A 13,077-nucleotide genomic window follows, 5' to 3' on the forward strand; every position below is an offset into this window, starting at 1 on the left:
ACGTACATGCTGCACCCCCTTGATTTGCCGACAGTTTTGCTTCTGCACAAGCTTTCCTTTTTCGTGGCTGCGCTGTGCTTTCTATATGTTCGGTCTCAATCGCGAGAAAGCGTCGGCCTCGGTTTTCTGGCCATCGGCTTCTTTCTCGTTGCGATGTCATCGACCTTGGTCAGCGTTGGCAAGGCATTCCAGGGACTTGAATATGTGTTAGCGCTTGCCGGCAATTTTGCCGGGCTTGTGGGCTATTCGCTTTTCTGGATCGGCATGTGCAGGATCAGCACACAGGCCCGCAAACGCAGGGAGTGGCTGGTGCTGTTGCTACCGGTCTCAGTGTGTGCGGGATTGTTCTTCTCGGGTCTCTATGTATCCATGCAGGTGAGAACCTGTGTCTTCCAGATTACCGCTGCATCCCTGCTTTTTGCCGCTGCCTACACGGTTTATACCGACAGGCTGATCGAGCCGCTTCCCGTCAGAAAGGCGTTGGCAGGCACGATTGCGTTTGCTGCATTTTTGAGTGCGCTCGTGTTCGTGGGTATCCTCTTTCCGGATATCACCTTCGTTTCCGCCAGAAACGCATTCTTCGTTTCCATCGTCTGCCATTTCGCGATCGCCGTGTTTGTTCTGGCGCTGGTAAAGGAGCGGGCGGAGGAGGGGCTGCGGCGGCTGGCCGATCTCGATGTTCTGACCGGTGTACACAACCGGCGCTCCTTCTCTCTGCGCCTTCCGGAGCAGATGCGGCAGGGCGATGCGATCGTGATGATCGACATCGATCATTTCAAACGCATCAATGATGGCTTTGGTCATCTGGCTGGCGATGAGGTGCTTGTGCGTGTTGCAAGGGAATTATCGCAGCGGATAAGGCCAAATGACAGTTTCGCGCGGTTTGGCGGCGAAGAATTCATCCTCTTCATGCCCGCAACGGGGCTGGAAGACGCGATGTCACTGGCTGACAGGGCTCGACAGTCCGTTAGCGCCATACGACATCCCATAGAAGATCAGAAGGTCGTGGCCACCTTGAGCATGGGCCTGGCGGTTTGCGAAGAAAAGCACTGCACGCCACATGCTTTGATGAAGCTGGCGGATATGGCGCTGTATGCTTCCAAGGCCTCCGGGCGAGACAGGCTGACCGTGTACCGGCCCGAAGATTTTTCGGCAGATTCCTCGGCAACAACGAGGGTTCGCCACGCAAGTTAAGGCGAAGTCAGCCTCAATCGCCGAGCTGCCGTTCAATTTCCTTTGCCGCCTGCCAAAGATCTTCCATTCTCTCAAGCGTCGCGCCTTCCAGTGTTTCGTCTGATTGCGCGAGCGATGTTTCGATGTGACGGAAGCGGCGGCGGAACTTCGTGTTGGTTCCGCGAAGGGCATTTTCCGGATCAGCCTTCACGTGGCGGCCGATATTGACGAGTGCGAAGATCAGGTCACCCAACTCGTCTTTCACCTTTGCAGGGTTGCCGCCCGCCATGGCCTCGCGCAATTCCCTGATTTCCTCCTCGATCTTGTCGAGGATCGGTTCAGGTTCGGACCAATCGAAGCCGACACGCGCCGCCTGTTCCTGCAGTTTCAACGCTTCCGTCAGCGCCGGTTGCGTGCGGTGGACCGAGCCCAGAAACCCGGCCTTGAAATCCTCGCTGATGCCGCCTGCGGCACGCCGGATTGCACGGTCGCGCTTTTCCTGAGCCTTGATCTCATCCCATTGCACCTTCACGGTTTCGGGCGTGTCGGCATCAGAAGCGGCAAAGACATGCGGGTGACGACGGATCATCTTTGCGGTCACGGCTTGAACGACATCTCCGAACGAAAATTTTCCCTCTTCCTCGGCGATACGCGAATGAAACACGACCTGCAGCAACAGGTCGCCGAGTTCCTCGCACAGATCATCCATATCCTTTCGCTCTATCGCATCGGCCACCTCGTAGGCTTCCTCGATGGTGTAAGGCTTGATGGTTTCGAACGTCTGGACAATGTCCCACGGGCAGCCAGTATCCGGCTGCCGCAACGCTTTCATGATCTCGATGAGGCGAGAGATATCCTTCGAGGCTTCCATATTGTCGTGCTTTCTGTTGCCGGTCAGTTCAAGGGAATGGCGTTGTCGTCTTTGGATGACTGATAGGTGCTGGAAAGCGCATTATAGGCGGCCTTTATTCGGGCAGTCTGTGCCAGAAGTCCGGATTTGAGCGGCTCATTCTCGGTTTCCACCAAATCGGCGATAAAGAAGGAATTCCAGAACGCGTTGTTGCGGCGATAGCCGCCGGGCTCAAGACCGAAAACCTCTTTCAGAATCTTCAGATCGTGCGGAATGGCAAAAGCATCACGGGAATCTTCATGGCTGAAGAAGGAATAGAAATTGTCGAAACCTGCCCAGGTTATCGCCGACATGCACATGGTGCAGGGTTCATGGGTGGACAGGAAAATGAGGTCGCGCGTGGCGGGCTTCTCTCCCAGTTCGTAGAAACGCTTCAGCGCATGGACCTCTCCATGCCAGAGTGGATTTTCCAGCTCGTTGTTGGTTTCAGCCAGCACCAGCGACAGATCGGATTTGCGCAGGATCGCCGCTCCGAAAACCTTGTTGCCCTGTGCAACGCCCTGCGTGGTGAGGGGCAGAATGTCGTTCTCGATGACGTCAAGCAATCGCGATGCTATTGTGTTCTCAGCCAAATTTTCTTTCCACTTCCGTGATGCCTGTTTGTTGGACGGTTTATTGCCGAAACTGCTGATAAAATAAACAATATTTGAAGAATATGTGTGGAATTACAACAGCGTGACGAATACGTCACCGCGGTTTGTTTTCCTCCAAATCAGCGCTTGCCGAGAAATAAAAATCTACTGCAATATGGCAAGCGAATTTCTGTACCTTCATTCCTCATGCTTGATCGGACATATTATGGGAATGCTGCAAGACCCCTCAGATAAAGCTGACCATCGGCTTACGACTTTTCCTGCCTTTTTCAAGGTGGAGGGAAAGCCTGTGGCCGTTTTTGGCAATGGCGATGAGGCCTTTGCGAAGGTACGCCTGCTGCTCAATACGAGCGCCGATATTCTTGCGTTCTCGGATGCGCCGCAGGACGATTATGCCGCGCTGCTGGGGCAGGGCAAGGTAAAGCATCACGCCATACCGTTCTCTGCCGATCTGCTGGACGGGATGGTGCTCGTATTTGCGGCAACGGGCGATGAAGCGCTTGATCGCGAGATCGTGGACGCCGCGAGGGCACGGTCTATCCCGGCAAACGCCGTCGACCAGCCCGGCTACTGTGATTTTTACACGCCTGGCCTAGTCGCGCGTGCGCCGCTTTCCGTTGCCATTTGCACGGAAGGGGCGGGCCCCGTGCTCGGCCAGATCGTTCGCGCGCGTATCGACCAGATGCTGGCGCCGTCGCTTGGCCGGCTTGCGCGTCTGGCTGTCGAGTATCGGGATGCAGCCGAACAGAATATCACCAAAGGAGCCTTGCGCCGCAATTTCTGGCGTCGTTTCTTTTCGGGCAGCGTCGCCGATGCTGTTGCCCTGAATGATATCGAAGCGGCGCATAAGGCGGCAGAGCAACTTCTTGCCACTCCTGAACGGCCGGAAGGCTATGTCTGGCTTGTCGGTGCAGGCCCGGGTGCCGAGGATCTGCTAACGTTGCGGGCGCAGCGCGTCCTGATGCAGGCGGATGTCATCGTCTATGACGCGCTGGTGCCGCTGGAGATCGTCAATATGGGCCGCCGCGACGCGGAGCGGCTGTCGGTCGGCAAGCGCAAGGGCTGTCATTCCAAGTCCCAGTCCGACATCAACAAGCTTCTGGTGTCGCTGGGACAAGAGGGCAAACGCGTCGTGCGTCTGAAGTCCGGCGACCCATTGGTGTATGGTCGTGCGGCAGAAGAGATGGCGGCGCTTCGGGAAGCGGGTATCGGTTATGAAATCGTGCCGGGCATCACCTCCGCCTTTGCTGCGGCAGCAGATTTCGAGCTTCCGCTGACATTGCGCGGCGTTGCATCCTCGCTGATTTTCACGACCGGACATGATCTGGCGGGTGACATCCTGCCCGACTGGGCGCGCCTTGCTGTGTCCGGCGCAACGATTGCTGTCTATATGGGGCGTTCCGTGGCGGCCTCGGTTGCGACCCGATTGATGAGTGCCGGATTGAACGCTGATACGACGGTTGCGGTTATCGAGAATGCCAGCCGCTCATATCGCCGTCTGATGCACGGCACCTTGAGGGACTTGCCTGCTCTCGAGCATCGCGATGAATTGACCGGCCCGGTCATGGTCATCATCGGAGATGCCGTGGCAGGCGCGAATTTAGGCCGGTCGGAAGCGCTGTCCCTCGCAGGGGCGCCATCTGACCTGAAACAGGAGTATGCAAATGGTTGACAAGGTTTTGACGGCCAATCGTCTGAGCGATGGCATCGCCGTCTGGCTCGACGCAAGCGGCCAGTGGTCGGAAGATCTTCAGTCGGCCCTGGTTGCACGCCATGCCGAGGCAGAAGCTTCGCTGGAAGAAATCGGCAAGCGCGATTTCTCTGCCAACAAGGTGGTGGATGTGAACATCGTCGATGTGTCCGAAGAAAACGGCCAGCTCTGGCCAATCAGGCTGCGCGAACGCATTCGCGCGGCGGGCCCAACCATGCATTATGCCGATGGCTTCAAGCCAGCGGACGCAGCTTTTATCGCAGTCTGAGGAATATCATGTATCGCTACGATGAGTTCGACCACGCTTTCGTTCAGGGCCGCGTTGAGCAGTTCCGTGATCAGGTGGAACGGCGCCTGTCCGGTGAACTCGCCGAGGACGCGTTCAAGCCGCTGCGCCTGATGAACGGTGTCTATCTTCAGCTTCACGCCTACATGCTGCGCGTCGCCATTCCCTATGGCACGCTCAATTCGAAGCAGATGCGGATGCTTGCCCATATCGCGCGCAAATATGACCGTGGATACGGCCATTTCACCACGCGGCAGAACATCCAGTACAACTGGCCGCGGCTTTCCGATACGCCGGACATTCTGGCCGAGCTTGCTAGCGTCGAGATGCACGCACTTCAGACATCGGGCAACTGTATCCGCAACGTGACGGCAGACCATTTTGCCGGTGCGGCAGCTGACGAGGTTGCCGATCCGCGTCCTTACGCCGAGATATTGCGCCAATGGTCTTCCGTCCATCCGGAATTTTCCTTCCTGCCGCGCAAGTTCAAGATTGCCGTGACGGGTGCCGAGCGCGACCGCGCGGCCATCCAGGTCCACGACATCGGGCTGCATCTGAAGAAGAATGACAATGGCGAGATCGGCTTTGCCGTTTACGTCGGTGGCGGGCAGGGCAGAACGCCAATGATCGCCAAGAAGATCAAGGACTTCCTGCCGGAAGAAGATCTCTTGTCCTACACGACTGCCATCATGCGCGTTTACAATCTACATGGCCGCCGCGACAACAAGTACAAGGCACGCATCAAGATTCTCGTGCACGAAACCGGTGCTGAAGAACTGGCGCGTCAGGTCGAAGCCGAATTCGCCCAGTTGAAAAACGGCGAGTTGAAGCTGCCGGATGCCGACATCGCCGCAATCACATCCTATTTCGCGATGCCTTCGCTGAAAGAGCGTCCGGAAGGTTGGGAGAGCGTTGCGCGCTGGAAAAAGGCGGATGCCGAGTTCGCGCGCTGGGTGGACCAGAACGTGCAGCCGCACAAGCACCCCGATTACGGCATGGTCACGGTTTCGCTGAAGCCCATCGGTGGCATTCCGGGTGATGCGACCGACGAGCAGATGGAGATCGTTGCTGATATTGCCGAGGAATATGCGCTGGATGAGCTGCGCATCAGCCATGAGCAGAATATCATCCTGCCGCATGTTGCGCTGGCTGATCTGGAGCCGGTCTACCGTGCGCTGCAGGGCGCTGGCCTCGCTACCGCCAATGCAGGTCTGATCACCGATATCATTGCCTGTCCCGGGCTGGATTACTGCGCGCTTGCCAATGCGCGCTCCATTCCGGTTTCGCAGGAAATCTCCAACCGCTTTGGATCGCCTGAGCGGCAGGCAGAAATCGGCGAGTTGAAGATCAAGATTTCCGGCTGCATCAATGCCTGCGGTCACCACCATGTCGGCCATATCGGGCTTCTGGGTGTGGAGAAGAAGGGCGCGGAACTCTACCAGATCACGCTTGGCGGATCAGGCGATGAGAACTCGTCCATCGGCGAAATCATCGGGCGCGGGTTTGAGCCGGAGAAGGTGACGGACGCGGTGGAAACCATTGTCGATACCTATCTCGGCTTGCGTCTTTCCAAAGAAGAGACCTTCCTTGAAGCCTATCGTCGCGTTGGCGCGCAGCCTTTCAAGGAAGCGCTCTATCCGGCAACCGCCGCAGCCGCGTAAGGACCAGTATCATGACGAAGATTTGGAACGAGAGCGGCTTCGTGGGCGATGATCCATGGATCGTCGAAACAGAGGAAGTCAAGGCGCAGGACGGGCAAAAGGCCATTCTTGACCTGGATGCGTTTGTTGCCCGCGCAGAAGAAAGCAATGATGTCGGCCTTGGTGTTCTCATCAAGCCAGCCGATGATGTAGAGCGGCTGCGCCCCTTCATTGACCGCGTTGGTCTGGTTGCGGTCAGCTTCCCGGCATTCAACGATGGCCGTGGGTTCAGCCATGCGTCGCTGTTGCGCACGCGCCTGAATTATACGGGCGAATTGCGTGCGGTGGGAGATGTCCTGATTGACCAGGTGCCACTGATGTTACGGACGGGCTTCGACAGCTTTGCCGTGACCAATGAGACAGCGATCCGTCGGCTTTCGCAGAACCGGCTTCCCGGGATTGACGAGCATTATCAGCCTGCTGCAAAGGCAGCGCCTGCGGGCGAGGGATATAGCTGGCGTCGCCGCGCTGCGGTGTGAGCTGATCGCCATGCGGCGATATGCGACATTGTGCGGAAATATGAGTTTTGAGTACATATTTCCGCGCGCATGGCTACAATGATTTTCCTGTGCCTTCAAAACCCGGTTCGGATGGTATATTTCCCATCTGCTCAATATGGCACAGAATGTGAAAACGGACGGATAGAGAATGAACGCTCCAGCCAAGACGGAAGAATTTGCAGCGAAAATCCCTGACGGCGTCTATGCCGAAACAGTGCTTTCCGTGGAGCACTACACCGATCACCTGTTCCGTTTTCGTATGACACGCCCCGCCGGTTTCCGCTTCCGGTCGGGTGAATTTGCGATGATAGGCCTGATGGTTGGCGACAAGCCGATCTATCGGGCCTATTCTATTGCCAGCCCTTCCTGGGACGAGGAACTGGAGTTCTTCTCCATCAAGGTGCCCGATGGCCCGCTGACATCGCATCTGCAACAGATAAAGCCCGGTGACACGGTCCTCATGCGCAAGAAGCCAACAGGCACCCTTGTGCTTGACGCGCTGACCCCCGGCAAGCGTCTCTACATGTTCTCGACCGGCACCGGGATAGCGCCTTTCGCAAGCCTGATCCGCGATCCGGAAACCTATGAGAAGTTCGAGGAAGTCATCCTGACGCATACATGCCGGGATGTGGCCGAACTGAAATATGGCTTCGATCTGGTTGACGAAATCAAGAACCACGAGTTCCTAAGCGAGCTTGTGGGCGACAAGCTGAAGCATTACGCGACTGTTACCCGGCAGGACTACGCTTTTACGGGCCGCATCACCGATCTTATCGAAAATGGCAAGATGTTTGCGGACCTTGGCGTTCCAGCTTTCGATCCTGCTGTCGATCGCGGCATGATCTGCGGCTCATCGGCCATGCTCAAGGATACGAAAGCGCTGCTTGAAAAAGCCGGACTAACCGAAGGTGCAAACAACAAGCCAGCCGAATTCGTCATCGAGCGCGCATTCGTCGGTTGATCGTTCACCGCAGACAGAAATTGGGAGGCCGCAAGGCCTCCTTTTTGTTTCAGCCGTCTGTGGCCTGTTTTGGCGCAATCTCGTGCCGGTAGATCAGGAACATAACGATGGCGATGGCAGCAATGCCGCCTCCCACGAGATGCGATAGCGCATAGCCGCCCTTGGTGGTCAGCCAGCCGGCCACGCCATTGCTGAGAGATGCGCCAATGCCCTGAACGGTCATGACGCTTGCAAGCCCGACATTGAAGCGGCCGGTGCCTTTCAATATGCGTTCCACCGCAACCGGCGTGGCAATTCCAAGAAGACCAGCGCCGATGCCATCCAGAAGCTGTACAGGGTAGATGACCCAGAAGCTGTCGAAGGATGCGGCGAGGACACCGCGTATGGGCAGTGCCATCAACGCCAGAATGAAAACGGAAGATAGCCCGAAGCGACGGATGAGCCATGGCGCAAGGGCCGCGACGAAAATCATGGCGAACTGGGCAACGCCGGTGATGATGGCTGTTGTGCGAAACGGCGTGTTCAGTTCTATGGCGAAATCCTGCGCGAGCAGGCGGCCCATCGGTGCGTTGCCGAAATGGAAGATCAGCAGGATGATTGAGAGAAAGATCAGTCCGCGCTCTTTCACCAATACCCTGAAGCCGGAAGGGCCCGGCTCGCCCTTGTCCTGGGCAAGACCGCGGGCCACCTTGTGATCGATCCGGTCAGGATCGATTGCGGAGATGGCTGCGAGGGCACCAAGCGCGGTGACGATCATCAGTCCGATGACGCCATTGATACCGAATGCGGTCACCGCAAAATAGGTCGCAAACAGCGACACGAAGTTGCCGCCATGATTCCAGAACTCGTTGCGGGATATCTGCCCGGAAAACATCTTTTCGCCAACAAGGCCAAGCGTCAGGCCTGCGAGTGCAGGTCCGATGACCGCGCCGACAACGGCGGTCATGATCTGCCCCGTCCAGACCACCACCTCATTGGTGAAGATGAGAGTGATCAGTGCGCCGATCGTCACCAGCACCACCGGCAGCGCGATCAATGCCCGCTTCCAGCTTGAGCCATCCACCAGCGCGCCACAAAGAGGCGTCGCAACCAGACCGACCAATCCGCCAACGGTGGCGATGAGGCCAAGCTGCATGGCCGACCAGCCGTTGGTCGCGAGGAAGGCGTCGAGGAATGGTCCAAGGCCGTCTCGCGCGTCTGCGAGGAAGAAATTGAGCAGTGCCAGAGCAAAAAGCGAGCGGTCCGAAATCCCTCGCTGAGGTGATCCCTCAGCGGGGCGACCGGCCGCATGGACAGGTTTGGTGATTGTTGTCACTGAGGATCTCCGGGAGACAGGTGGGGCGGGCTGCCGAAAAACGCGCCTGCCCGATTTAGGTTGCTAGCCCCTATAACTTTCACCGTTGCGGAACATTCGAGACTGCAGGGCGTTCGGACCTCACAACAAGGAACACGCGCATGAATCGCAGACTGATATCCATCATTGCACTCGCGACGGCGCTTGTCGCGCCTCCTGCCATGGCCGACGAGGCCCAGTTTCTGTCTACATTGAAAGGCAGCTGGAAAGGCACGGGTACCGTTACAACCCGCATCGGTGCGCGCCCCATCAAGGTGAACTGCACGTTCGATTCCGCCGCTTCTGGTCCATCCTTGCGCATGAACGGAACATGCCGGGGACTGGTCGTGGTACGGCGGGCGATTTCGGCCGACCTCAGTGCCAACGGACCGCGCTACCGCGGAAACTATGTCGGACCGTCCGGACGTCCATCGGCGCTGTCGGGCAGCCGCAACGGCAACTCCATCAACCTCGCCATTCGCTGGACGCGGGACATTAATGGAGACCGTGAGGCTGCCATGACGATTACGAAGGTTGGTAACAGCGGACTGCGATTGCGCACGACCGACAAGGATGGCGCAGGTGGTCCGACGGTGGTGACGGCAGACATCAATCTGACCCGCTAACCGCACCATATGTTTGAACTGGCCCGCCAATGGCGGGCCAGTTTTATTTTGGCTTTACTCTGCGGCTTCCGCGTATTCGCTCATCGGCGGGCAGGTGCAGACGAGGTTGCGGTCACCGTAGACGTTATCGATACGGTTGACGGGCGACCAGTATTTGTCGATGCGGAAAGCGCCGGGTGGGAAGCAGCCCTTTTCCCGAGAATACGGACGGTCCCATTCACCGACGAGATCTTCGACAGTGTGTGGGGCGTTCTTCAAGGGATTGTTGAGCTTGTCCGAGCGGCCTTCCTCGATGTCGCGTGCTTCCTCGCGAATGGCGAGAAGCGCATCGCAGAAGCGGTCGAGTTCGGCCTTGGTTTCGGATTCCGTTGGCTCAACCATCAGCGTTCCCGCAACCGGCCAGCTCATGGTGGGTGCGTGGAAACCGCAGTCGATCAGACGCTTGGCTACGTCATCCACCGTTACGCCACAGCTTTCGTTCAGCGGCCGTGTGTCGATGATGCATTCATGCGCCACGCGTCCGGCCTGAGACTTGTAGAGAACGTCATAGGCGCCCTTCAGGCGGGCGGCGATGTAGTTCGCATTCAGGATCGCGACCTTGGTTGCCTGCGTCAGCCCTTCGCCACCCATCATCAGGCAGTAGCTCCAGGAGATCGGCAGGATCGAGGGCGACCCGAAGGGTGCGGCGGAAACCGCGCCTGTGCGTCCGTCGCTGGCCGGATGGCCGGGCAGGTATGGGGCAAGATGTGCCTTGACGCCGATTGGGCCCATGCCGGGACCACCGCCGCCATGCGGAATGCAGAAGGTCTTGTGCAGGTTGAGGTGGGAAACGTCCGAGCCGATGTCGCCGGGGCGGGAAAGACCGACCATGGCGTTCATGTTGGCGCCGTCAAGATAGACCTGTCCGCCGTGCGTGTGCGTGATATCGCAGATCTCGCGCACGGTTTCTTCAAACACGCCGTGAGTGGACGGATAGGTGATCATGCAGCACGAGAGGTTTTCCGCGTACTGCTCTGCTTTTGCACGGAAATCCTCGATATCGATATCGCCGTTTTCCATGGCGCGAACAGGAACCACACGCATACCCACCATCTGCGCTGAGGCAGGGTTGGTGCCATGCGCCGAGGTTGGAATGAGGCACACGTCGCGATGGGTATCGCCACGGGCAAGGTGGTAGTTGCGGATGGTCAGAAGCCCCGCATACTCGCCTTGCGCACCTGAATTGGGCTGCATGGAGAAGGCGTCATAACCGGTGACCTGGCAAAGCTTGGCCGAGAGGTCATCGATCATTTCCTTGTAGCCCAGCGCCTGATCGGCTGGCACGAAGGGGTGGATGTCGGAAAACTCCGGCCAGGTGATGGGCAGCATTTCAGCCGTCGCATTCAGCTTCATAGTGCATGAACCGAGCGGGATCATAGAGCGGTCAAGCGCCAGATCGCGGTCCGAAAGACGGCGGATATAGCGGGTCATCTCACTTTCGGCGCGGTTCATGTGGAAGATCGGGTGCGTCATGTAAGCACTTGTACGCAATAGATCTTTTGGCAGTCTGTATTCGGGCTCGAAATCTGAAATCGAGAAGTTTCCGCCGAATGCACGCCACACTGCCTCTAGCGTGGCAGGCCGTGTACGCTCGTCAAGGCTCATGCCGATCTTGGTGGAGCCAACCTTGCGAAGGTTTACACCTTCGGCCACGGCTGCCCGCAAGATGAGAGCCTGCATGTGACCGACATCGACCGTAATGGTGTCGAAGAAGGTTTCAGGTTCAATTTTGTAGCCGAGCTTTTCGAGACCCTTGGCCATCAGCACGGCCTTCTGGTGGGTCTGCTGGGCAATGGCCTTGATGCCCTGCGGTCCGTGGAAAACGCCGTACATGGACGCCATGACCGCCAGCAGCACCTGCGCGGTGCAGATGTTGGAGGTGGCCTTTTCGCGGCGGATATGCTGTTCGCGAGTCTGCAGCGACAGGCGGTAAGCACGGTTGCCACGTGCATCGACCGACACGCCGACGAGACGGCCGGGCATGTTGCGCTTATGGGTGTCCTTGACCGACATGTAGGCGGCGTGAGGACCGCCGTAGCCGACCGGAACGCCAAAGCGCTGGGACGAGCCGATGGCGATATCTGCGCCCATTTCGCCGGGAGACTTCAAAAGCGTCAGAGCCAGAAGATCTGCGGCCACGGCGGCAATGGCACCTGTCTGGTGCAGACGGGCAATCAGGCCCGAGAAATCGCTGACATGGCCGTGGGTGCCCGGATACTGGAAGATGGCGCCGAAGACATCGACAGGATCGAGATCGGTGAAGGGATTGCCGACAATGACCTTCCAGCCGAGAGGCTCTGCGCGCGTTTCGATGAGGGCAATCGTCTGAGGATGACAATTTTCATCCACGAAGAAGGCGGTTGCCTTGGACTTGGCAACGCGCTGGCACATCGCCATGGCTTCGGCAGCGGCGGTCGCCTCATCCAGAAGCGATGCATTGGCAACATCCAGGCCCGTCAGATCGGTAATCATGGTCTGGAAGTTCAGGAGCGCTTCAAGGCGACCCTGCGAGATTTCCGGCTGATACGGAGTATAGGCCGTGTACCAGGCCGGATTTTCCAGAATGTTGCGCTGGATGACTGGTGGCGTGATCGTGCCGTAATAGCCCTGACCGATGAGCGAGGTCAGAACCTTGTTCTTGTTTGCCGTTTCGCGGAGGCGATCAAGCGCCTCACGCTCCGTCAGCGCCGCGCCCCAGGCAAGCGGCGTCTTCTGGCGGATGGAGGACGGCACGGTTGCGTCGATGAGGCCATCGAGGCTGTTATAGCCGATGACCTTGAGCATATCCGTCATTTCCGACGGAGACGGCCCGATGTGACGACGGTTTGCGAAGTCGTAGGGCTGGTAGTCGGTGAAATGGAACTCTGTGGGAGTCGTCATTACGCGATAAGCTCCTTATAGGCGGCTTCGTCCAGAAGCGCGTCGGCATCGGCTGCATTGGACAGCTTCAGCTTGAAGAACCAGCCGGCTCCCTGCGGATCGGAGTTGACCAGCGACGGATCCTCAACGATGGCCTGGTTGATCTCGACAACTTCGCCATCCAGAGGACAATAAACGTCGGAGGCAGCCTTCACGCTTTCCACCGTCGCAGCATCGCCATCCTTGGAGAAGGTCGAGCCGACTTCCGGCAGTTCAACGAAGACGAGGTCGCCAAGCTGTTCTGCTGCGTGGCTGGTAATGCCGACAGTGGCGACGTCGCCTTCAATCTTCAGCCACTCATGTTCTTGAGTAAATTTCAGCATGGG

12 protein-coding genes are annotated in these 13,077 nt (G+C 58.0%); 7 read left to right on the forward strand and 5 right to left on the reverse strand.

Annotation, left to right across the window (positions count from 1 at the left end):
- Positions 1–6 precede the first annotated feature (6 nt).
- A complete protein-coding gene (locus ASF69_RS18185; protein WP_062589607.1) occupies positions 7–1,194 on the forward strand; it encodes a GGDEF domain-containing protein in 1,188 nt (395 codons plus the stop codon).
- A gap of 13 nt (positions 1,195–1,207) precedes the next feature.
- Here ASF69_RS18185 and mazG read toward each other — a convergent pair whose 3' ends face one another.
- Positions 1,208–2,044: a nucleoside triphosphate pyrophosphohydrolase gene (mazG, locus tag ASF69_RS18190; RefSeq protein WP_062589608.1), complete on the reverse strand. Its 837-nt coding sequence runs from the start codon at positions 2,042–2,044 to the stop codon at positions 1,208–1,210.
- A gap of 23 nt (positions 2,045–2,067) precedes the next feature.
- The gene (locus ASF69_RS18195) at positions 2,068–2,655 is read right to left on the reverse strand and encodes a nucleoside deaminase (RefSeq protein WP_062589609.1); all 588 of its coding nucleotides are present in this window, start codon (positions 2,653–2,655) and stop codon (positions 2,068–2,070) included.
- A 232-nt stretch (positions 2,656–2,887) separates the two neighbouring features.
- On the opposite strand from ASF69_RS18195, the gene cysG reads away from it, so the two are divergent.
- The 5 genes from cysG to ASF69_RS18220 all read left to right on the forward strand — a co-directional run bounded on the left by cysG (position 2,888) and on the right by ASF69_RS18220 (position 7,834).
- Positions 2,888–4,348: a siroheme synthase CysG gene (gene cysG, locus ASF69_RS18200; protein ID WP_244475524.1), complete on the forward strand. Its 1,461-nt coding sequence runs from the start codon at positions 2,888–2,890 to the stop codon at positions 4,346–4,348.
- Positions 4,341–4,655, forward strand: a complete 315-nt coding sequence (locus ASF69_RS18205) for a DUF2849 domain-containing protein (RefSeq protein ID WP_062589610.1) — start codon at positions 4,341–4,343, stop codon at positions 4,653–4,655. Before cysG ends, ASF69_RS18205 begins: the two co-directional genes overlap by 8 nt.
- 8 nt (positions 4,656–4,663) lie before the next feature.
- Positions 4,664–6,334: a nitrite/sulfite reductase gene (locus tag ASF69_RS18210; protein ID WP_062589611.1), complete on the forward strand. Its 1,671-nt coding sequence runs from the start codon at positions 4,664–4,666 to the stop codon at positions 6,332–6,334.
- An 11-nt stretch (positions 6,335–6,345) separates the two neighbouring features.
- The gene (locus ASF69_RS18215) at positions 6,346–6,852 is read left to right on the forward strand and encodes a DUF934 domain-containing protein (protein ID WP_062589612.1); all 507 of its coding nucleotides are present in this window, start codon (positions 6,346–6,348) and stop codon (positions 6,850–6,852) included.
- A gap of 169 nt (positions 6,853–7,021) precedes the next feature.
- Entirely contained in the window at positions 7,022–7,834 is an 813-nt protein-coding gene (locus tag ASF69_RS18220) for a ferredoxin--NADP reductase (protein ID WP_062589613.1), read from the forward strand.
- Positions 7,835–7,883: 49 nt separating this feature from the next.
- Here ASF69_RS18220 and ASF69_RS18225 read toward each other — a convergent pair whose 3' ends face one another.
- Positions 7,884–9,140, reverse strand: a complete 1,257-nt coding sequence (locus ASF69_RS18225) for an MFS transporter (RefSeq protein WP_062589894.1) — start codon at positions 9,138–9,140, stop codon at positions 7,884–7,886.
- Between the two features lie 149 nt (positions 9,141–9,289).
- Between ASF69_RS18225 and ASF69_RS18230 the strand changes: the two genes are divergently transcribed.
- The gene (locus tag ASF69_RS18230; RefSeq protein ID WP_062589614.1) at positions 9,290–9,793 is read left to right on the forward strand and encodes a hypothetical protein; all 504 of its coding nucleotides are present in this window, start codon (positions 9,290–9,292) and stop codon (positions 9,791–9,793) included.
- A gap of 54 nt (positions 9,794–9,847) precedes the next feature.
- Here ASF69_RS18230 and gcvP read toward each other — a convergent pair whose 3' ends face one another.
- The gene (gcvP, locus tag ASF69_RS18235; RefSeq protein ID WP_062589615.1) at positions 9,848–12,712 is read right to left on the reverse strand and encodes an aminomethyl-transferring glycine dehydrogenase; all 2,865 of its coding nucleotides are present in this window, start codon (positions 12,710–12,712) and stop codon (positions 9,848–9,850) included.
- Positions 12,712–13,074: a glycine cleavage system protein GcvH gene (gene gcvH / locus ASF69_RS18240; protein ID WP_062589616.1), complete on the reverse strand. Its 363-nt coding sequence runs from the start codon at positions 13,072–13,074 to the stop codon at positions 12,712–12,714. Before gcvH ends, gcvP begins: the two co-directional genes overlap by 1 nt.
- Between the last annotated feature and the right edge of the window lie 3 nt (positions 13,075–13,077).

Origin of the sequence: Rhizobium sp. Leaf311, from assembly GCF_001423445.1 — a bacterium.
Lineage (GTDB): Bacteria > Pseudomonadota > Alphaproteobacteria > Rhizobiales > Rhizobiaceae > Agrobacterium.